16 protein-coding genes are annotated in these 21,018 nt (G+C 52.1%); 5 read left to right on the top strand and 11 right to left on the bottom strand.

The features are described from left to right. Positions 1-334: 334 nt before the first annotated feature. The 3 genes from R3B84_24280 to R3B84_24270 form a co-directional block, all read right to left on the bottom strand. Positions 335-3,196 (bottom strand): hypothetical protein, encoded by a 2,862-nt coding sequence (locus R3B84_24280; protein ID MEZ6143694.1) that lies wholly within the window; start codon positions 3,194-3,196, stop codon positions 335-337. A 291-nt stretch (positions 3,197-3,487) separates the two neighbouring features. Then, on the bottom strand, positions 3,488-3,931 hold the full coding sequence (locus tag R3B84_24275; GenBank protein MEZ6143693.1) for a hypothetical protein: 444 nt from the start codon (positions 3,929-3,931) through the stop codon (positions 3,488-3,490). A gap of 376 nt (positions 3,932-4,307) precedes the next feature. Further along, positions 4,308-6,230: a heavy metal translocating P-type ATPase gene (locus R3B84_24270; GenBank protein ID MEZ6143692.1), complete on the bottom strand. Its 1,923-nt coding sequence runs from the start codon at positions 6,228-6,230 to the stop codon at positions 4,308-4,310. A gap of 208 nt (positions 6,231-6,438) precedes the next feature. Here R3B84_24270 and R3B84_24265 point away from each other — a divergent pair, with 208 nt between their 5' ends. Then, entirely contained in the window at positions 6,439-8,664 is a 2,226-nt protein-coding gene (locus R3B84_24265; GenBank protein ID MEZ6143691.1) for a hypothetical protein, read from the top strand. A gap of 569 nt (positions 8,665-9,233) precedes the next feature. Here R3B84_24265 and R3B84_24260 read toward each other — a convergent pair. The 6 genes from R3B84_24260 to R3B84_24235 all read right to left on the bottom strand — a co-directional run bounded on the left by R3B84_24260 (position 9,234) and on the right by R3B84_24235 (position 12,724). Then, the gene (locus R3B84_24260; GenBank protein ID MEZ6143690.1) at positions 9,234-9,812 is read right to left on the bottom strand and encodes a transposase; all 579 of its coding nucleotides are present in this window, start codon (positions 9,810-9,812) and stop codon (positions 9,234-9,236) included. Then, positions 9,809-10,156 (bottom strand): transposase, encoded by a 348-nt coding sequence (locus R3B84_24255; protein MEZ6143689.1) that lies wholly within the window; start codon positions 10,154-10,156, stop codon positions 9,809-9,811. The genes R3B84_24260 and R3B84_24255 overlap by 4 nt, the downstream gene beginning before the upstream one ends. 26 nt (positions 10,157-10,182) lie before the next feature. Beyond that, entirely contained in the window at positions 10,183-10,635 is a 453-nt protein-coding gene (locus R3B84_24250; GenBank protein ID MEZ6143688.1) for a hypothetical protein, read from the bottom strand. Positions 10,636-11,133: 498 nt separating this feature from the next. Continuing rightward, positions 11,134-11,751: a hypothetical protein gene (locus R3B84_24245; protein MEZ6143687.1), complete on the bottom strand. Its 618-nt coding sequence runs from the start codon at positions 11,749-11,751 to the stop codon at positions 11,134-11,136. A 210-nt stretch (positions 11,752-11,961) separates the two neighbouring features. Then, positions 11,962-12,459 (bottom strand): hypothetical protein, encoded by a 498-nt coding sequence (locus tag R3B84_24240; GenBank protein ID MEZ6143686.1) that lies wholly within the window; start codon positions 12,457-12,459, stop codon positions 11,962-11,964. Positions 12,460-12,580: 121 nt separating this feature from the next. After that, complete coding sequence (locus tag R3B84_24235; protein MEZ6143685.1) at positions 12,581-12,724, bottom strand: hypothetical protein; 144 nt, start codon at positions 12,722-12,724, stop codon at positions 12,581-12,583. Positions 12,725-13,294: 570 nt separating this feature from the next. On the opposite strand from R3B84_24235, the gene R3B84_24230 reads away from it, so the two are divergent. After that, the gene (locus tag R3B84_24230; protein ID MEZ6143684.1) at positions 13,295-14,050 is read left to right on the top strand and encodes an SGNH/GDSL hydrolase family protein; all 756 of its coding nucleotides are present in this window, start codon (positions 13,295-13,297) and stop codon (positions 14,048-14,050) included. 28 nt (positions 14,051-14,078) lie between these two features. Here R3B84_24230 and R3B84_24225 read toward each other — a convergent pair whose 3' ends face one another. Next, complete coding sequence (locus R3B84_24225) at positions 14,079-15,254, bottom strand: acetyl-CoA C-acetyltransferase (GenBank protein MEZ6143683.1); 1,176 nt, start codon at positions 15,252-15,254, stop codon at positions 14,079-14,081. Positions 15,255-15,430: 176 nt separating this feature from the next. On the opposite strand from R3B84_24225, the gene R3B84_24220 reads away from it, so the two are divergent. Continuing rightward, positions 15,431-17,311, top strand: a complete 1,881-nt coding sequence (locus tag R3B84_24220) for a sulfatase (protein ID MEZ6143682.1) — start codon at positions 15,431-15,433, stop codon at positions 17,309-17,311. Between the two features lie 47 nt (positions 17,312-17,358). Here the strand turns inward: R3B84_24220 and R3B84_24215 are convergent, their stop codons facing one another. Further along, on the bottom strand, positions 17,359-18,564 hold the full coding sequence (locus tag R3B84_24215; protein ID MEZ6143681.1) for an amidohydrolase family protein: 1,206 nt from the start codon (positions 18,562-18,564) through the stop codon (positions 17,359-17,361). A 152-nt stretch (positions 18,565-18,716) separates the two neighbouring features. Here R3B84_24215 and R3B84_24210 point away from each other — a divergent pair, with 152 nt between their 5' ends. Together R3B84_24210 and R3B84_24205 are read left to right on the top strand one after the other, a co-directional pair. Then, positions 18,717-20,396, top strand: coding sequence for a hypothetical protein (locus R3B84_24210; GenBank protein ID MEZ6143680.1), 1,680 nt, complete (start codon positions 18,717-18,719; stop codon positions 20,394-20,396). Positions 20,397-20,419: 23 nt separating this feature from the next. After that, on the top strand, positions 20,420-20,962 hold the full coding sequence (locus tag R3B84_24205; protein ID MEZ6143679.1) for a hypothetical protein: 543 nt from the start codon (positions 20,420-20,422) through the stop codon (positions 20,960-20,962). Positions 20,963-21,018: the final 56 nt, after the last annotated feature.

Here is a 21,018-nt window from a genome sequence, read left to right as displayed (position 1 = left end):
AGGTGTCGATTCTACCAGCCCAGGGTGAGCGAAGCGAGCCCTGGGTAACATACACAAAAAATCTTCGGCCCTGTAGGGGCCGTTCAAATTCGAAGTGATGAATCAAACAGATTTAATCAGAACTTAGACCCATTTTGAACGGCCCCTTCAGGGCCGCGGGTATGGTAAATTCTTTTCCCAGGGCTCGCTTCGCTCACCCTGGGCTGACAGAATGGCCCCTTCAGGGCCAAAAGACAATAAGCATTAAACAGCCATAATCACAATTACTCGAAACCCGCGCGTATTTATTCCTGTGGGAGACACGCCACTTTCCGGTCGAGGATCCGTGGTGCCGCTACTTTCGGAAGATCAGGGGTTCTACCTGAATCTGGTCGAAGTAGGCGGTTCCCATGCCCGTCAGTGCCAGGCGCACTCGGATCGAACCATTTGCTGGCACCTGGCGGTATAGCACAAATTTCTTCCAGGTGGATGGCCCGCGTTGGCGGACTGCCAGCGTTTCCCCACCGACAGAATCGTAGATCATTGCTCCATCCGCACTGGCACGGATACCTGCGGGTATCTTCATCCAGCCGGTGATTCGCACCCACTGTCCAGGTGCGTGGCGAATTTCCGGTGAAGTGACCGAAAGAAACGATTTATCCAGTGCCAATGGTTCGTAAGGTGGGTCTTCACCTTCCACCTTCGGCACGGGCTTGGGCAGCATCTCCAACTTCAGCACCGTTTGCCCCAGGTTAGGCCGGGGGTCTTCTGGTGGGAACGATTTCTTCAACGGACTGGTAGGATCATAAGGCAATCGCGTGGTATCGCGAACTGGTTTTGGGTCTTCAACACTGGAAGCCTCGATCAGCGAAGCACGCATCACTACTGGATCGTTGGTAAGTTGTTGCACCTCCCAACCTATCAAATCTTTGACATCAATTTCTTTCCCACGTGGGAGCAGATGGTCAAAGTTCCCGGTGGGCAACAGGTTCTGTCCAGTTTCGCTGGCATATACCTGCCGGGCCAACTCCCAGTGCTGTGGCAGCGTGTGATAACTGATGGCAAACGGACTAGCCCCCGCATACGTGGTGCTGGCAGTGGCATCGTCCCAATATATTCTCTGCAATACCCGCAATGGCCGCAGCACACGCATCGCTTCCAGATAGGCCGATTCATCGTTGCCACCCTGGCGATCCCGCTGAGCCTGCAACAATCGCTTGTAGGCATCATGCAACAGATACTCCGCCTTTTCTACCTTTGGTGCCCGCCCCTTTAACAATTCGTGGGTGAACACCGTCTGCCGATATTGTTCTTCTGCCAGATCGCACGCCCACGATGCAGCGTGGGAACGAATCCGTTTCGTATGGTTCTGCCAGTTTTCAATCCAGCCACCTGTTTGCAGGTCGCCGGTAAATACCACCAGGCTGGTCAGATCGAATTCTGCAATGGTAACTTCCATCCCACCTGGTACCACGCGGGTGTTTGCGTGGATTGATTGCACACGCACAGGCGTTATTTCCCACGGTGCGGTGCCATCGGGCACTTGTGGCACCACAATTTTCAGGTTCTTCACTGCCCCCTGAGGTGGCACGCACTGCGAACCACTACCAATCCAGATTGGCAGCACCAGAATTCCTTTCGGACTGCGGATCACTGCCGCACGTACATTTGGATCAGAAGTGGTAATCCATTCCGGGCGACCATTCGCAGTCAGCAGCACTGGCTGCAGCATTTCCAATTCCTGATTGAGCAGTGCCAGTTGCAGCATGCGGCTCTTGCCGGTTAAGGCATCTCCAAGAAAGCGATCGGACCAGAAGCCCAATCCCTTCATGCCGTTCGCCACTGCCAGATAAGTCAGCAGGCGAATCTGTTCGGGTGCGGGCCCCACAGGATGGTCAAATCGATCATCGCTGCCTTTCTGGTAGAGCATTCGCAACTGATGTTCCGGCATGTGGGTTTGTATCCACGTCCAGGAAAATCGCGAACCAATTGCCAGGCGTTGTCTTTCCTGCATCCATTGAGCATAATTATCCAGCTCCATTGTGCTATGAAGGGGCATCCGGTGAAAGCCTGTCAAATTCAATGCACTGGAAAAAGATTCGTTGCCATCCCAGATATCGCCCGCAATCGGTCGCAGTGGGTCGGCACGTCGAATCGCTTCGGTGGTGGTAATCACGGAAGAGAGATCCTTCTTTTCCAGTGATCCCAGGTCCCAGTAGAGCACGCCATCGAGCGATTGGAACTTGCTGATTGCCCCAATGAGCGTATCGGTATCGTTGGCCATCAGCACACCCGGCACGCGGGGGTTTTCCTTTGGCATCAGAGGGGCCAGATTCGCAATCAGCCAGAACTGATAGTTGTTGATCGCGTTTTCCAGCACATCTTTCGGTGCGGTGCCATCCACATAAAGTGAATTCATGCCCGAAGCATGGATCACCGACAGTGGGATACCAGTATAACGGATAAACCTGGGCAGAAACTGCTTATTGCCCACCAGAATCCGATTGCGATCAAACGCCACCGGGATTGCCAGATGGGTCTTCACAGGTGGGTTGATTTTCGGATCCTTGACAATTGGCTCTGATTCCACTGGCGAGATTTCCAGATTATCCAGATAGACTTCGGTTTCGCCTGGGCCAGTATGCAGATCCAAAAGCAATTGATCGACGTACGCACCAGTGGTGTCGATGGGCTTTTTCAGTTTCAGTTGCAGAGCCGTTTTTTCCGCCTGCAACAGGTCCAGTGGCCGACGCAAGGTCAGGCGTTGCCAGCCCCCTGCCGGTCCTTTGTAGGTATCCACCTGCACTACCGTGGTCAGTGGTTCTTCAATGCGGTTTGGGTTGCGTTCTTTGGGCAGCACCAGCCGCATCAGTAACCGTACTCCCGGTTTGTTGGAATGCACCCACAGTGCGGCAGTCAGTTCTTCGCTGACCAATGCTTTCGGCGTGGGGTAATAGTAATAGGCGTAGGTGCCCCCCGCACGATTCACAATGGTGCTGACCACAATATGTTCCGAGGTGGGCAAGCTGCGGGTGCGTGTTTCGGAAAGCTCGTGCGTCTTTTCAGTGAGCTTGACGTTTTCCGCACCACGAATGAAGCTGACACGTTTCCCGGAAAAGCTGTTTTCGTGGATGCGATCTGCCGCAGGAGCGACAAGTGCCACCCAGAAGAAGCAACAGAATGCCCAACCACCAATTCGCCAGGAGAATTTGTCCACAATTACCCACTCCACAACAGCCACCCGTGGTGGAATAGCCGAAAAGGTGAAATTGGTGAAGGGGAATCGAATTTTGGGACCGCACCTGGCTTTAATGAATTTTCACTCATGAATATTCTCTCATCAACTGGTCATAAATTCCATGAATTGGAATTATGAACAGTATTAAGACGCACAAAGAGTAGAAAAAGTTTCACTAAAATTGAAAAATACTGAAAATTAAACCACTAATTTGATTGTCGCAGAACTGTGGCAAGGGCGAACGATCGTTGAGGAGCCGATCGGGAAAGGTTATTTCTTTTCTTCGAGAGGAACTTTGACCAGTTGCAGGAAGAACGATTTCTTTTCATCGGTCTTTTCCACAATATACTGCTCTGCCGCTTCTTTCTGGTTGTACGGGTAAGTTTCGACCGATTTGTTCGAGTTATCGTACACCACCCACACTGCCTTCATGCGCTGATTCTTCTTGGACGCACGTGGCTTCTTGGGTGCGGCTTTGGCTTTGGGCTTTTTCTTCTTTTTCGGACGATCCTCGTCTTCATCCTCATCTTCGATGGGATCGATAATCTCTTCGTCGAGATCTTCATCATCGATATCTATATCTTCTTCGTCGATGTCATCGTCTTCGATGTCGATATCATCATCAAGCTCATCGACTTCTTCAGTCTCATCAAGCTCTTCATCCAATTCATCATCGATGTCCGGATTGTCGGCAGACTTTTTCTTACGCGGCATCGTAGAGCTCCTGGCTGTCATATTCGAACCTAATCTATTAACATAGTTTGTTTTTAACGCTTGACAAGGCTCCCTGCAGGGAAGGTATGTACAGATGTGCCATCATATCAGGAAAGACAATCCACAATTAGTGTGGGCTGCGGCACATCCAGTAATTGTCCTCCGCTCACGCACCAGCTCGTGATGGCAAAGTGACACCGGCAGTTCTATATTTCTCGCTCGTATGATTGTTGTTTTCGCTTTGCGTCTTCGCGTCTTTGCGTGGGATAAATAAGAAACTCCCTTGCTTGCGCTGCGGGCTATGAAGGCAACCACTGCTAACACAGTTATTATGTCACTGGCGCTTACGGTTCGATGCCGCTAACCGCGGATTGGATTAATGCAGGTCGTGGAGGACCTTTGGAGGCCAGGCCGCACGTAGAGCATTCATAACCGCAAGCACATCGATGATTTCCTGCAAAATGGCCCCAGTAACGGGGCTTAAATACCCTGCTGCGGCGAACAACATCCCAATGATGCTCAATGCCATGCCGCCGACAGCGCACTGCAGAGCAATAATTCGCATCCGGCGGCTGATATGCATAAACTCATCCACTTTCTGCAGCGAGTTATCCATCACCACCACGCTGGCCGCTTCGGCTGTCACATCGCTGTTCTGGCCGATGGACATCCCCACTGTGGCAGCCATCATTGCGGGCGCATCGTTGATGCCATCACCCACATAAAGCGTTTTTGCTGCACTGGTTTCCTGCCGCACAATCGCCAGTTTTTCTTCCGGACTTTTCTGGGCATGCAGTTCCGTGATCCCCACCTGTTCTGCCAGATATTTCACTTCCGATTCGCGATCCCCAGATACAATCATCACCCGCGTGAACTGGTGCCTGGGCCCCAGATGGCTGACAAAGGAATGGCTCTCGGCACGTGGGGCATCCCGAAACCGAAACAGTGCGGCAAACTGATCATCGACCACGACCACACATTCCAGCCCACCAGCATTCGGTGGGAGGTTCTCTACTCCGGCAAATTGCTGCGCCAGTAATTTTTTTCGACTGGTGACCAGGACAGTATTCCCTGCAACGGTACCACGCAGCCCCTGGCCAGGCAGTTCTGCCACATTACTGGCTTCCAGCAGCGAAATTCCCTGTGAGGTCGCTTCATTCAGAATGGCACTGGCCAGAGGATGTTTGGAATATCGTTCCAGACTGGCAAGCAGAGTCAACAGTTCTTTTTGTTGAAAACCGGGTGCAACGAATTGTTCCGTCAGGCCTGGCTCGCCGTAAGTCAGCGTGCCGGTTTTATCAAAAATCGCCGTCCGACATTCAGAAATCCGTTCCAGTGCCAGTGGGCTTTTAATGATGATGGCCCGCCGTGCACACAGCGAAATGGAACCGATGATCGTAATCGGAATCGCAATCAGCAGTGGGCAGGGTGTCGCAATCACCAGCACCGCCAGAAAACGGATCGCTTCCCCACTGATCAGCCAGGCGATCAGGGCAACACTCAGGGCAACAGGTGTGTAAATTGCACCCAATCGATCCCCCAGTCGCCGTAACTCGGGCCGGGTGGATTCCGATTCCCGCATGACTTCGATAATTTTGGCGTAGCGAGAGTCCACCGCTCGCTTTGTTGCACGGATGGTCAGGGCAAATTCACCATTGATGGCACCTGAGATCACTGGCGAACCGGATGTTTTGGTAATCTGAAATGGTTCACCTGTCAGAAATGATTCATCCATCACACCATGGCCTTCGATCACTTCTCCATCCACTGGACAGATATCATGTGGGTAGATGACCAGCGTGTCACCCACGTCGATTTCATCCAGTGGAATATCGGCAATCTCCCCAGTCCGCTTTCGGTGGGCAATCGAAGGCAGGCGTTTTGCCAGTGCCGCCAGCACCGATGAAGCACTGCGCAAGGCATATTGTTCCAGCGCTTCACCACCTGAAAGCATCAGCACAATGATCGAACCTGCCAGATATTCTCCCAGCAGTACGGAAGTCACAATGGAGATGCCACCCAGCAGATCGGAGCCAAAGTCGCCTTTAAGCAGTTTTTGCAGCAGATCCCACACGAGTGGAACACCACCAAAGATTAGCGTAATCCATAGAGGCATTTGGTGGGTGGCGAACTCCGCACCAAACGCAAATCGAAGCAGAAGATGTACAGCGATCGCCAGACTGGCGAAAATGGCGATTACGCGGGATTTCCGATGCCAGAATTTATTGACAACAGCCCACCATTGATTGGTGGGAGGGTTGTTTGCAGCCGATTCTGCTTTACCTGGGGATGCTGGCAAGTTGGCTCCGTAATTCCAAACAATGATCCTATTTACTAAAGATATGGGATTTGCTGACGCATATTTTCAGTCGTTGACCGCATTCCAAAATGCCCAGAATTCCCAATTTAACGATTTTAACCGCACTTTCTGCAACTTCCACTGATGTTCCCGTGCCGATTTGGTCGAAAAAAAGGATTAGAACTGATTGATGAACTGGGAGGGTTCAATGGCTGGCACCATGATGACGGGAACAAACCACGGACGGGCATTGGAAGCACTGCGAAGGGCCGGAAACCCATTTCGCAATTATTTTGCCAGAAACCCTGACGATGAGGTTTGCGCCAGGTTTCACGTGCCGGATTTGTATGCCGCGGAACGTGAATTATTGCTGCAAATCATCGATTTATACCGCTACGACCCCACGACCCACTCGGAAGTGGTGCCGATTCTGGGGAACAAAGGTGCGGGTAAAACCCACTTGCTGCACTCCATCAAGCACGGTGGGGATGGCGACTGGCAATTACTGGTCACCCCCGGTGTCTATCAGAAAGACGCCGATTTTCTGGAATACCTGCTGTTCCAGATTATCGATACCCTGCTGGGTGGCGGCAAACAACGTGGGGCCCGCCCACTCGATTACGTGGGGGAACACGTGGTGCGTCGCGTGCTGGCCAACGCCCTGCACCGTCTGACCACCGAAGAAAAACTGGATCTGTTCCCCGCACCCGGCTTGGGTCGGTGGGCGAGAAAGCTTGGTTTGGGCCACAGTCAGGCACTGGAACGCGCCCAATGGCTGATCGATAACATCACTGGCCACAAGCAGTTAGGGAAAAAATCGCTGCCGATCCATCAGGCAATCACCGAAGCTGGCCTGAAGGTGGAAGCAGTGCAGGAATTAATCGAAAAGTACGTCGACAGCACCGAAACCCACAACACCGCAGGCATGATGCGGCGGGAAATCTTCAAAGGTTTCTCGCGTTCCTACCTGTTGCGGGATGAATCGAAACTGGCCAGTTTCCTTACCCACGAATTTGTGGAAATGCCATTTCAGGTGCGGCCATCGCGTCAGGATCTGGTGCTGGCACTGTTTAAAGTAATGATGGAAGTATTTCGCGCCCTGAAAACTCCTGTCGTGGTGGCGTTCGACCAGTTGGAAGATTTGCTGCTGGCTCGCCGGAATGAAGATGCCCACCGCGTGGCAGAAGCGTTTTTCGCTGGCATCGTTCAGGTGATGCACCAGATCGACGGTCTTTGCTTCCTGATTTTTGCCGAACGGGGCCTGTGGAACCGCTTTGTTCCATCACTTGATGGTTATATACAGGATCGGTTAAATAACCCGGTCCATGTGCCTCAGCATGGCACCATCAAGGCATTGCGACTGGAAGCCCCACCCGAGCACCTGGTGCGTAAGGTGGTAGAGGCTCGTTTGGAAGCCAGTTTGAATGAATTGGTGCACTACGGCGATTTCGATTCCCTCTATCCGTTTAAGGAAGAGCAGATTCGCCGAATCGCTTCAACCGAACCCACGTTGCGGGATATGCTGCAGCAGTGTCGCCACCTGTTCGACCACCTGGTGTATGGGGAAGAGAACAATTCGGCCCACCTGGTGAACCGTGTGGCTAATGTGGTCAGCACACCCACACCGGAAACGGAAGTTGTTGCAGAGCAGGAAGTTACAACGATTGCTCCAGAGGAAATCGAAGCAATTTCCGAACCGGAAGTGGTGGCACCTGTCGCACCGATGGTGCCGGAAGCGGTGACGGTGAAATCGATCGAAGTGATCACCGAACAGGAACTGGAAATTGCCGCCAGTGCCTCCACGCTGGATCGGGAAACGATCAGCGAATTACTGGCACAGGAACAGCGATCTGCCTCCCGCAAACTGATGCCGGAAGGTGCCTTAACCGGTGCCACCCGCGAAATCCAGGCGGGCCTGGGGGAATTCCTGCTGACCTGCCTCGACCACGGGGTAAAACTGGGCCCATGGCGGTTGCAGCACGTGGTGCCCGAATATACCTTCGGCGAACACCCCACCTACGGCGTGGTAAGCATTGCCCACTGGACCTGCAAAGATGGCCAGCCATGGAAAGTGGGCATTGGCCTGTTTTTGGCGAAAGGTGCCGGCAAACCACGCGATCTGGAAGTGAAACTGAGTGTGTTGAACACCGAACCAGCGATTATCGACCACCTGATTCTGCTGCGACCGGAAGACGACCTGACGATGACTGGCAAGAGCAAAACCCTGCTGCAGACAGCAGAACGGTCGGGCAAAATGGTGCGGTTAGAACCGGTCACCGTGGGGTCATTGTCCACGATGTATTCCTTCCCACGCTGGATTGCGGGAATGAAGGAATCGCTGCCAGAAGGCACCCCACTGCCGAACCTGGCAGAACTGATTCAGGAAAAATGCGAAACGCTTCTGGAACAGGTCTGCATGCCCGTGCAGGAATGATGTGAAATTTCTCATCTAAACCCAATTTCATATGAAAATCGGTGGTTTAACGTCTATCAAGCAAACCGCGGCTACCGCCGTCGGCTCACAGAAAATGATGTTGAGTTGCCAACTCAAGTGTTTAGTACTGGTTTCCCGCCTTCGCGGGAATGAAGGTTGTAGACACAACCGTCTAAAACCCAACCTCGGTTGGGATTGTGAGCCGACGGCGTTAGCCGCGGTTGGATCAAACAATACCAGAAACACCGAATTTCAAAATGATTTTGGTTTAACTCATGCCGAGTCGCGGGGTAGATACGCAAATATAAGCTAACAACAAAGTAGCTATAACTACCGGGCAGTTAACCTGCTGCAGGCACGAAGTGCCGTCTAGGTATAGCCCAGGCCGGAAGGCCTGGGGGGTTTATCAGAAAAACAGTCTAAGGCCTGTAAGGCCGTCTAAAACTCAATTTTGCGACAAATTATTTTGGTGATTCGATTCAATGCAATCAGACGGCCTTACAGGCCTGCTACATTGTAGGCATATATTACCCGGCCCTCACGGACCATTGATGTGAAGGTCTTGGACATCATTTTTTTGCTCGCTTCATCACCCTAAAGACTGAATCGTGGCAAGTTGTCTGTTTCAGTTTTTGGGGTTTTGGATTTGGAATTTTTGTAGGATCTGTACGCCCTACTTTGCTTTTTGCCCACTTCTTTTTCCACAGATTGCCCAATAATTCAGTTAGTCTTTCTAATATCCCCACTTCTTGTTTGATCCCTTGAAGCAGCATCTGCACATCGCGCGTTCGAAGCAATCGCGTTGCGGCCATCACCTCATCTCGGATATCTCGCCAGAGCATTTCGCCAGATACTTCATCTATTTTCTTTCCGTTTCCGACCGAAATATGCCATTTGATTGCTTCTGTAATGTTAAATAAAATGAGGCAAAGCGATGCTTGTATTAAACCAGCCTCTGGACTGGTACCTATCAAGTGACGCAACTGAAACACTTTTGTAATCGTCGCGTATACACGCTCAATATCCCAACGATAGCGATATATCTCTGCGATGTCGTCTGCAGGGTATCGTTTCGAATCGGTCAGGTCTGTTAGTAGTTGTATCTGCACTTTATCGCGGATAATGCTCAGTCGGCGTACTGCGATCAATTTCGTATTCTTTTGACTTGTGATCCAGCCATGTTCTTCGATAAGTTTTCGGCCATATCGGTCTTTGCCAATTCTCGCTGGTTTTTCGGATCTTGAATAAATTGGGTAATGCTTGCAACTCGTAAAACAAAATGGCACCCGTCATCCTTGATCATTGCAATATGCTTGTAGAAACCATAGCATCGATCCGCCACAATTAATTTCTCGCCGCAATGGTCTTTCAGCTGTTGCAAAAGTGGAGCTAACAAGCGTGTTTCACTTGCTTCTCCATCCAATTCCGAAGCCATTTCCATTACCAGACCAGTACTCAGATTCACTGCAACAAGTGCTTTCCCTCCAAGCAATTTTGATGCATTTTGCTTGCTTATTCTTAAAGGAAGAAGGCGCGCATCGTATGCTTAATTACTTTGCCATCAACGGCGACAACAGTAAGTTTGCAAAGAGATTTTGGTAATTTAGAAGTCATTTTTCTTGGCAAAAGCTTTGAAATAGCCCGATAGGAATGCGAAAGGAGCCCCGCCCCAACCTCTGGCGGCATATGCGCTAATTTGTCATAAAACGCTTTGAGCGATGTAGGCAATTCACCGTTTTCAGATGCATCGATCAGACGAGCCCTGGCAGAGTGATCGGGAGAAATCAGTGAATCTCGCAACAATTGGAAAAATGAAGAGAATGTCAAAATACGAGTGTAGGTGCGTCCACGATTTGATTGATAGATCGCTTCAAGCGTATTATTTTGGAAAATGTCATCAAGCATGAGGAAAGCGGCTTCGGCTAAAGGTAGGCGTGATAAAGCCTCTGAAGCGAATGAATTTGAAGTCATCTGTCAATCCTTGACAAAACATAAAACCTTACTCTTAAAGAACTTAGCCAAATCCTCCCAGCAGTTCAAGACCTTCACACCAATGGCCCTCACGGACCGGGCTTTTCCTAGACGGCACTTCGTGCCTGAAGCAACATGGGAAAATTGAATTCCCCTCCTTTTCTTTTGCATGTGAGGGAGATTCCACGAATTAGCAGGAATGATCTTTTGCTGCGGAAGTAAATGCCCGTCACGAAAAACAGTTGCACCGTCTGGTAAAAGTGCTGGAGTATGAGTTGAAAAAGGTGGAACCCACTGTTGCGTGAATGGAAAGAGCAGGTTTTTGACAATTTTATGAAGAACAGGTCTGGGGGAATTTTTGCAAAAGATACCCACGTCAGACGCTATCTTTGCGCGTTGAATAAGCACTTTTAGCTTTCACAGATGAAATAATTTAAGTGAGTTGAATTAAACCGTTAGTCTTCAGCTGGGGAAGTTCCTGGGGCGGCGTCTGCGGCCTCACCAACTGTTGATCCGACGATGCAGCGTCTGGACGCCGGACTCCAGCCGCGCGGTAAACTCGCCCGGCGGAATCGCCTTGGCGGCGGAATCGCCCGCCACGGCAAACTGTTGATACATGACCAGAACCCGCAGTGCGTGGGAGAGAACGTGCAAGGCCGTCACCGTTCCCCGCTCGCCTGCGGCCCGCTCCAGCCATCCGTCGAACCGCTCCAGCGCCCCGCGGACCTCGGATTCGGTTATCGCCTTGGAGTTCGGGTCACGCCCGATCCAATGGAGGGCAGTCAGGGCATCCTCCCGCGCGGCCGCCACCTGCTCGTACCTCGCTCGGAGCCACGCTCGTGTCGCGAAGGCGCTCCCAAGTGCGTGGAACATCCAGTAGTAATTGTCGTCCACCTCGCAGATCGCATCCAGCAAGCCCAGCGCATCCTCGACGCAGTCGACTGCGATGAGCCACCAGACGATCTCGGACAGCTTCCGGTACTGCTCGGCATTCGTCGGCGAGTACCGGGCCGCGACCTTCTCAGCGTGCTCCTTAACCTTCGAGGGGCAGGTGGTTAGTTGGGCGACGGCGTCGCGGGTAAGTGCCGTGAGCCTCTGTTTCTCAGCTTGTTTCATCGGGAACGTCTGAAGCCCTCGGCCGCCTAACGAGGTCCGCGATTGAGCAGAGTCGCGGAGTGGATTCGAAGCGATTCCTGCTCCAATCGCTCACTTAGGCAGCTGAGGCTGTCACCATTAGTATATGCTCAATCGCGGACCCAGTTAAGCTCACCTGCCGGGGCCGCCTGCAAATCCTTCATGCCGGGCGAAACAGAATGGCGGCCCCGGTCAGGTGCAAGGGCTGGTTCGCTGGCACCAGTACTCATAGGCTGCAGACTCTCGCGTTGGCTCGTTGTCTGGATGATTCCAGCTCGCTTCCCCATGGACAAAAATCGGGCCGTCAGGGATTTTCAACTCAGCCCCGTCCGCACAAAGCACATGCCAAAGGCCAGAGTTCAACACATCCTTGAAATCGTCAAACTCTTTGGCATTCGGATTCTTGTCTTCCTTGAGGCGTTTGTGCCATTTCTCACAGAAGGAGATGTAATCGCACACTCGCGTTTCTAACTTGCCCTGCTGAGGAGCGACACGTTGTTCGTATTCGCCGGACCACGTTCCTTGGTGGGCAATGACGTTACGCAAGTCCGCAACGAGAATCGTCCCATACCAAAGTTGAACATTCAGGGACGGCAGATCAGTGTGTGCCATGTTTTGCCGGCGAACGGGGCCGCGATTGAGCAGAGTCGCGACAGTGGATACGAAGCGATTCCTGCTCCAATCGCTCATTTCGGCCGCTCGCGGCGGTCAGCTTAACTATATAGTCAATCGCTGTCTCGTTAAGTTAGGCCGACCAACCAACTTTGGTTTCAGAATTGACGCGATCAGTGACTTTGTGTCCTGTGCAGGGTTAGTCCCTTCTGAGAGTGCCCGGTGCAACCACCTGTCGGTGCTGCTGGAGAGCCACGACTTCTGCCAGTGATCGCTGAAACGTAGGGCTGTCGTGCAGCAGTGGCACGACCTCACGCTGAAAGTTCCGCGCCTCGTCGGCCAACTCAGTATCTGCGAAACGGTCACCCCAACAGAAATCCAGTGAGACCTCTGACGCAGATAACTCCACGCCCTCGCCGTCCAGAGTGAGGAAGTACGGCGGCGACGCAGAGACCGCCCCCGCCTCGAACCTCTGGAGTACCGCCAGGATTTTCGTCTGGTGACCCAACATGTCGCAGTGGTACGACCAGCGAGAGCGGCCGAAGTGCAGGTGCCACCACCCGCCACTGGCGATCCGGTCGAGGACGTATCCGTGCTCCAGACTGTCTTCGTCCCATGTCATCGCTTTGTCGGGCTCCGCCTTCTGAGGCCTTAACTGAATTCAGAATAATCTCTCATGAGAAAAATGCAATGAAAAATAGGTACATTTAGTCAATGACAGGTGATTCTTTTCCTGGGACCTTTCACAAAGCAAATCCTACAGTGCTAAAAATAGAATTGGAGGGTGCAAAGAAATCGAACAGAAATTACTTGGTAAACTCTTTCGTGAATCTGCGCGATCAATACCCTATTTCGGCGTTGACGAATTGGCTCTTCCGCTCTGTATATTACCACCTACTCGATGGAGGTTGCTATGGATCATCTGGAGATTTCGCGTCGGTCGTTGCTCGGTGGGGCTGCTATTTGTTTGACAGCTATCCAGCAGAGCACCCTTGGCGGGGAGGAGAGTCCCACACCCAAAGTGGTAGACCCTCAAACCTATCTTGCCAAGTTTCGAGAGCTGGCTGCGGCGAAGTGGCCCAAAAATCGGGCACTGCGGATTGTCTGCCATGGCCATAGTGTGCCTGCAGGTTATTTCGTTACTCCGGTGGTAAGGACGTTTGATTCGTACCCCCACCTGCTGCACGTGGGGCTGGCAGAGCGATTCCCCACCGCAGTCATCAATGTGGTCGTTACCGCAATCGGTGGGGAGGCATCTGTAACGGGTGCGGCACGCTTCGAGAAAGATGTCCTTTCCCTGCAGCCGGATCTGATCACCATCGACTATGCACTGAACGATCGGCGGCTGGGATTGCAGGCGGCCCACAAAGCCTGGAGCAGCATGATTCTGGCTGCAAAAAAGGCAGGGGTGCCCGTTTTGTTGCTGACCCCCACGCCGGATACCAAAGCAAAACTCAATGAAGAAACCGACCCACTCAACCAGCATGCAGCACAGATCAGAGCCTTGGCGGCAGAACATGCCGTTGGCCTCGTGGATAGTCTGGCAGCATTCCAGGCAGCCGTGGCTGCGGGGAAAGAATTGACTGATTTCATGTCTCAGGTAAATCATCCGAACCGTGCAGGGCATGAATTGGTGGCACAGAAGCTGATGGAATATTTTCCAAAATGAGTTCGTTTCAAGAAGTGACAGCCAATGATCACAAGCGTTCGATGATCATTGCAACGGCGTTGCCACCGCCCAGGCACAGCGAGGCCAACCCATATCGTTTGCCGTGGTGGTGCAATGCGTGCACCAGCGTGGTGAGCACGCGTGCCCCACTGCAGCCGATGGGGTGCCCCAACGCAATTGCCCCACCGTGGGGATTCACTTTGGCAGAATCCAGCCCAAGCTGCTGACTGCAAGCCAGCATCTGTGCGGCAAACGCCTCATTCAGTTCAAAAAGATCGATCTGATCGATCGTCATGGATGCTCGTTCCAGAACCATTTTCACCGCACTGACCGGTGCAATGAAAATCTCTTTCGGATCGACCCCACTGGTGGCATACGCCACAATTCTGGCAAGTGGCTGCAATTGGTGGGCCTGAACGGCAGTCGCCGAGGCGATCACCAGTGCGGCAGCACCATCGCTGAGTTGCGACGCATTTCCTGCCGTGACGGTGCCATCAGCCTGAAATGCGGGTTTCAGGCGAGCCAGATTCTCAGCAGAACTATCTGGTCGAATCCCCTCATCGTGGGCAACGATCGTCGTTTTGCTGCCACTTCCCACAGAAACCTGGACGATTTCATTCGCGAAAGCACCCGCAGCCTGTGCCTGTGCGGCACGCTGGTGGCTTGCGGCAGAAAATTCATCCTGTGCCGTGCGGTCGACCCCACATTTCTGTGCAATGTATTCCGCTGCGTTGCCCATGGGCCATTGCTCAAAGGCGCACCACAGACCGTCGCGAATTAAGGCATCAACCAGTTTTTCATCGCCGTATTTGAAGCCGGTTCGAGATTTTTGCAACAGGTGGGGCGCTAAACTCATCGATTCCATGCCGCCCGCAACAACAATGCCTGCATCTTGAGCTTTAATTGCCTGCGAAGCGAGCATTGCAGCCTTCAAGCCAGACCCACACACTTTGTTGACGGTATACGCAGCAATCGACGTGGGCAAACCAGCAAACAATGCCGCCTGTCTGGCAGGGTTCTGACCCACCCCTGCCTGCAGCACCTGCCCCATGATCACTTCATCGACCAGCTCCACCCCCACTTGGGCTTTTTCGAGAGCTGCTTTCACCACCACAGCACCCAGTTGGGGTGCAGTCAGGCTGGATAACCCACCCAGAAACTTGCCAATTGGTGTGCGAACCGCCGAAACAATGAACTGTTCCATCTGCCCCCTCCTGCTGTGGTTTAACTACTTACTGCATAAGGATTAAGGAGAATCCTGTACCATACCAATGGTGGCTGGTACTATCGTAATTTTACACGGTTGCCTAAAATACTGAATTCCCACCGAATTATCTGAAAAAGCTACTGCGGGTTCGCTCCCACAAAAGGGAAGGAAGAATGCAATTACTACGTTTTCTGATGGCTGCCGGCTTCACTATCACTATGCATCTTGCACCAGCGATATCAGCAGACCGCCCAAATATTGTGTTGATCCTTGCAGATGACCTCGGTGGGCACGATATTGGTTGTTATGGAAGTAAATTTCACAAAACACCACATTTAGATGCCCTTGCGAAACGCGGACTGAAATTGAGCAATGCTTATTCTGCAAGCCCATTGTGTTCGCCGACTCGCAGCAGCATTCTGACGGGTCTCCATCCCGCACGGATTGGCATTACAGCCCCCGCCTGTCATCTTCCACAGGTGCAACTGAAAAAGCAACTCGTTTCTGGCAATCCGAATGCCCGAGTGCTCGTTGCCGATTCGATCACCAGGCTAAAAACGGAATACACCACGATTGCAGAAGTGTTGAAGGATGCCGGCTATCGCACTGGGCACTTCGGAAAGTGGCATCTGGGTCAAGAGCCTTATTCGCCATTGCAGCACGGATTTGATGTCGATTTGCCCCACATGGCCGGTCCGGGGCCTGGTGGTGCCAATGGCTACTTTGCCCCTTGGCGTTGGTGGCCGGGACAAGGGAAACCAGGTGATCATATTGACGATCGGATGGGTGCAGAAGCCGCGAAATTCATCGCAGAAAACAAAGATCGCCCATTTTTTGTCAATTACTGGGCATTTGGTGTTCATTCGCCGTGGATGGGCAAAAAAGAGTACATCGAGGAAGCGGCAAAACGGATGGATCCGAAAAGCGGACAGCGAAACCCTGTTTATGCAGCGATGGTGAGAAGTCTGGACGATTCGATCGGTCTGATTGTGGCTGAATTAGAAAAGCAAAAGCTTCTGGAGAAAACAATCATCATTTTTACCAGCGATAATGGTGGCTGGCACAATGTTGCCAGAGAAGCAAGCAATAACGCACAATACAAAGAAATTCCAGTTACCAGTAATGCCCCGTTTCGCAGTGGGAAAGCCAGTAATTACGAAGGTGGTACCCATGTTCCGATGCTGGTAGTGTGGCCAGGTAAAACCAAACCAGCAAGCAACAGCGATACTATTGTGCAAAGTACCGATCTGTTTCCAACGTTATTGACAATGGCTGGTATTCCAAAGCCCAAAGAGTGTAATTTCGACGGCGTTGATGTTTCCGCAGCCTTCACCGGTGGGGAAGTAGATCGCAAACGAATCTTTTGCCATTTCCCACATGGTGGGCGTGGGGATATCGACGGATTCCGCCCAGCGACCTGGGTTCGTCAGGGGGATTGGAAACTGATTCGGTTTTTTGCTGACAATGATGATGGCAGTGATCGGTTGGAACTTTACAACCTGAAAGAAGATATCGGCGAACAGAAAAACCTCGTCTCATCACAGCCACAATTAGTGGATGAATTGAATAAACAGATCACCACATTCCTGAAAGATACAGATGCAGTAATCCCACGTGCCAATCCTGCTTATCGAAAACCACAATCTCCAGCAGGTGAATGGTCTGCGAGTAAAGATGCTGCCTTGACCTTGAAACCTGAGATGTTGCAGATTGTTTCCAGTGGCAAAGACCCCTACATCATCACCAGAAAAATCCCCAAAGGAGCTGGGCCGTATACCTTGGAAATTTCCTTGTCATCGGATGCCAAAGGTATTGGACAGGTGTTTTGGGCAACCGCAGAAGCCCCCAACTTTCATCGGGATCGATCAGTCACCTTTTCGATTACTCATGATCAGAAGTTCCACACTTATCAGATTAAACTTCCTACGGAGAAGCCATTGACCGCACTTCGACTGGACCCCGCCAACTCAACAGGAACCGTGACCGTGCAGAAATTCAGCCTGAAAGACAGCAAAGACAAAATCTTGAAAACATGGTTTGACATGAAAGAGTGACTACACTCAATTCTGATTGTTCGAACAGTACTGAATCAGCAACAATTTTATTCACGCCGTCGCCACTTTCCCCGCCACATGGTGGTGCGTGGGAGGCCGATGGCCGCACCTGAAAAGAGAAAATGGTACACTTCGTCGACCGTTTTCAATCGGGTGGGGGCCTGAATCATGACCAGATCGGCTGATTTGCCCACTTCCAGACTTCCGGTGCAGTGGGCAAAACCCAGCATTTCCGCTCCCCACCGCGTGATCATCTGCAGAATCATTTCCGGTGGGATGTCGGGAAACTGCTGCCGCACCAGGCACGCTTCTGCCAGTGGGTCCAGATTCGGTGTCGATGCGTGGGAATCGGTCCCTAGTGCCACCTTCACCTGAGCCTGCAGCAGTTCCGACAGTGGGTATTTCGGATGCCCAAAGGCCTGGTGCGTGCGTGGGCAGTATATAACCGCTTCGTTATGATGAAAAGCAGGTGTTCTGGGTAAATAATTCGCATGAACGTAGATCGCCTGGCTGGCACGTCGCAGTTTCCAGCGAATCCACTCCCAGTGTGGTGCCAGATTAGCAGGGTGCCAAAGATTGATTTCCTGCAAAAATCGCGCCAATTCACCTGAATTTTCTTCCAGCAACGATTTTTCACAGGAAAATTCTGCCAGGTGGATGCACACGGGACCAATATCGAGCCGTGCGGCTGCCTCAATGAGCTGTCGGTGCGTGCTGTACGGTGCATGGGGACTGATGCCCCACTGCCAGTTGTCTGTGGCGGGATATTCGTGCAGACGTTTGATCATCTGCTGCCAGAAATGATTGCCACGTGCGTCGCTCAGGCCAAGAATTTCATGAAAAACGACGCCCCACATCGGCAGGGTGGGGAATAACTCGCTCGTCAGACCGCCAGAGGAGATATCGCCCACCAGCGTGACACCGAAATCGAGCAATTCCAGCACCCCGGCATGGATTCGTTGGGCAGCATCACCGGGCTGATCCTGGGTACGGGCCTGCACCACACGGTGCAGCCAGTCGACTGGTTTTTTTGCTGTCACCGGAATACGAAGCGTCGACAAATCGAGGTGCGTGTGGGCGTTCACCAGCCCCGGCAGCACAATCGTGGTGCCCCCACCTTCGGGTGGTGCGGCCATCGGTTTCAGTTCCGCAATCAAGCCATCGCGGACAACGATTTCCGCATTTGGCACCACATGACCTGTCGCGGGCAGGATCCAATGGGCAGCAACACCAGTTTCTAACAATTTTGTCATTCCAAGTCGGGTGACAATTGGTTACAATAATTTTCACCGAACGGATAAGATATATCCATTTGATGAAAAGTTTATCATCAATGCGCCAAACTTTTGGATTGGCGTTATCATGTGGTAAACATCCATAATCCTCGCACGTTGAGAATTCAACGATGATGCACCGCATAGCACTGTGTTTGTGCCTGATCACACTGAATCAGTCACTGGCACAAAGAACCCCCGCCGATACCGCACCCGCAAGCAACAAGGTGCCGGATGTCATCCCGCTGACCGCACCATCTATGGTAGTCGTGGTACTGGATGAAAGGCTACCGATGAGTAAACTGGCTCCGGCAGTGCTCATCGATAATCTTTGCCTGTACAAGTACCGCGTGGGTACCACATCGGACAAGTGCCAGGCATACGTCGATCAGGCATTGGGGTATTATTATTCTTACGTTTACATCGAAGCGGTTCGGTCGGCAGAAACGGCACTTCGGCACGATCCGGACTGTGCCTACGCCTGGCTGATCCTGCATAACGGGCTGGAACGCTGGCGGAAGCAACTGGCCACCGATGCCCTGAAAAAGGCACAGGAGAAAATGCCGCTTGCTCCCCACCGTGAACAGTTGATTATCAAGGCGAAGTTGCAGGAAAAAGGCCTGTTGGAAGGTGATAAAAACACCACACTGGAAGCGAAGCGAAATGCAGCCATCGCCACCCTGAACGACATGCTGACGATTTACGATGATGATGAAGAGGCTTGGTTTGCCCGTGCAGCGATCCACGGTGGGAGCCACGGTGGATCGAAAGACGGGGTGCCTTTTCACAAAGCGTTGCTGAAAATCAATCCGCTGCACCCTGGTTCCAACCACGAACTGGTTCACTTTTATGAAGGTTCGCGTCGGCCTGCGTTAGGCTGGCCCTATGCGGAAGGTTACATTGCCTCATCGCCTGGGCTTCCCCACGCCTGGCACATGCAGGCCCACCTGGCCATGCGGATTGGCAAGTGGGACAAAACAACAGACCGATCTGCGAAAGCAATTGAACTGCAACGCCAATACCACGAAGTGCAGGGTGTCAAGAACACCCAGGACCATCAATTCTCCCACCATATGGAAACGTTGATGTTGAGCCTGTTGCACGATGGGCGTTATTCGGAAGCGGAATTGCACCGCAAACTTTGCGAATCTTACAACTATAAGTTTAACTTCCCATTTTTCCGGATTGCTTTGGGCAGGCACCAGTGGGAAGAAGCAGAAAAGATCATCGGCCAGCAACAACGCAGCGATAAAACGATGGCGGCCTATTTCTCTGCCTTGGTGGCAGTGGAAAAAGGCGATGTGGATCGTTTGAAAAAGCAGGTCGATGTGTTAAAAGAAGCCCAGGCAAAACGAAAATCGGATCGTCGCCTGGAGTTACGCTATCTGGAAATGCAGGGTCGCCTGGCCTGCTTAACCAATGATGGCGATGCTGGTCTGAAACTGCTGAAAAAAGCAGTGGATAAAACAATTGCCGACTACAGTCACCATGCCTGGGGGGGTGGTGGCTATTACATGGAATCGTGGGGTGTGGGTGCACTGGAAGCGGGCGATGCTGTGCAGGCAGAAGAAGCGTTTCTGGAAGCTCTTGCCCACGATTCGGGCAGCGTGCGTGCCGCACTGGGCATGGAAGTGTTGTGCCAGCGACTGGGCAGAACCGAAGAAGCGAACCGTTTTGCCGCTTTGGCCAGTCGGCTGTGGAAAAATGCCGACCCACTGGATATTCAACGAATTCGTGAAGGGCTTTCGAAAAAGGCTCAACGAATTACCCTGCCTTCCAAGCCTGCCACAACCGCAAGTTCATCTGATTGAGTATTTTTCATCGCGAGAGTTTCATGAAAGTTCTTTTAACATCCGCCCTTTTGCTGAGCATCTCAGCTATCAGCTTTGCTGCCGATCCACTGGTTTCTGGCCCACAGGTGGGACAGCGGCCTGGGCCCTACAGTTTTCTGGTTTCCAGTGGACCAGAACGCGGCCAGCTTACCTGTTATGTCTGTGAAACCGCTGAAAAGCCAGGCGTGATCGTCTTTGCACGCACGGTTTCCGGCCAGATGGCGAAACTGATGCAGAAAATTGACGCACAGGCTATTGCAATGGGTGGGCCGAAATGCTGGCTGACCGTTCTGGGTGAAAAAACCATTTCTCAGGATGAACTGGGCAAATGGACCAAAGAAACAGGCCTGAAATCAACCCCCACGGGTGTCTTTGATGATCCTGTTGGCCCACCTGCATACCTGTTGGCAGAACAGGCCGACATTACCATCCTGATGTTCAATAACAAAAAAGTGGTCCATAACTACGCACTGAAAGTCGATCAGCTAACTGAGAAACAACTGACCGAAATTGAACAGAAACTCGGCACCTTCTGGAAAAAGTAAAGGCTGCGAATAATACGGTTCCCGTGTCGTTTCTTGATTTTTCTGCAATCATCCAG

Source organism: Zavarzinella sp. (assembly GCA_041399155.1).
Classification (GTDB): Bacteria; Planctomycetota; Planctomycetia; order Gemmatales; family Gemmataceae; genus JAWKTI01.
The sequence above is the reverse complement of the archived record's forward strand: the minus strand, read 5'-3'. Positions and strand labels throughout refer to the sequence as shown.

What these genes read in the sequence shown, in the direction of transcription:
- R3B84_24210 (MEZ6143680.1), top strand. Translation starts at nt 18,717, where the DNA reads ATGATGCACCGCATAGCACTGTGTTTGTGCCTGATCACACTGAATCAG.
- R3B84_24250 (MEZ6143688.1), bottom strand. Translation starts at nt 10,635, where the DNA reads ATGACTTCAAATTCATTCGCTTCAGAGGCTTTATCACGCCTACCTTTA.
- R3B84_24245 (MEZ6143687.1), bottom strand. Translation starts at nt 11,751, where the DNA reads ATGAAACAAGCTGAGAAACAGAGGCTCACGGCACTTACCCGCGACGCC.
- R3B84_24215 (MEZ6143681.1), bottom strand. Translation starts at nt 18,564, where the DNA reads ATGACAAAATTGTTAGAAACTGGTGTTGCTGCCCATTGGATCCTGCCC.
- R3B84_24275 (MEZ6143693.1), bottom strand. Translation starts at nt 3,931, where the DNA reads ATGCCGCGTAAGAAAAAGTCTGCCGACAATCCGGACATCGATGATGAA.
- R3B84_24205 (MEZ6143679.1), top strand. Translation starts at nt 20,420, where the DNA reads ATGAAAGTTCTTTTAACATCCGCCCTTTTGCTGAGCATCTCAGCTATC.
- R3B84_24220 (MEZ6143682.1), top strand. Translation starts at nt 15,431, where the DNA reads ATGCAATTACTACGTTTTCTGATGGCTGCCGGCTTCACTATCACTATG.
- R3B84_24265 (MEZ6143691.1), top strand. Translation starts at nt 6,439, where the DNA reads ATGGCTGGCACCATGATGACGGGAACAAACCACGGACGGGCATTGGAA.
- R3B84_24225 (MEZ6143683.1), bottom strand. Translation starts at nt 15,254, where the DNA reads ATGGAACAGTTCATTGTTTCGGCGGTTCGCACACCAATTGGCAAGTTT.
- R3B84_24230 (MEZ6143684.1), top strand. Translation starts at nt 13,295, where the DNA reads ATGGATCATCTGGAGATTTCGCGTCGGTCGTTGCTCGGTGGGGCTGCT.
- R3B84_24240 (MEZ6143686.1), bottom strand. Translation starts at nt 12,459, where the DNA reads ATGAGCGATTGGAGCAGGAATCGCTTCGTATCCACTGTCGCGACTCTG.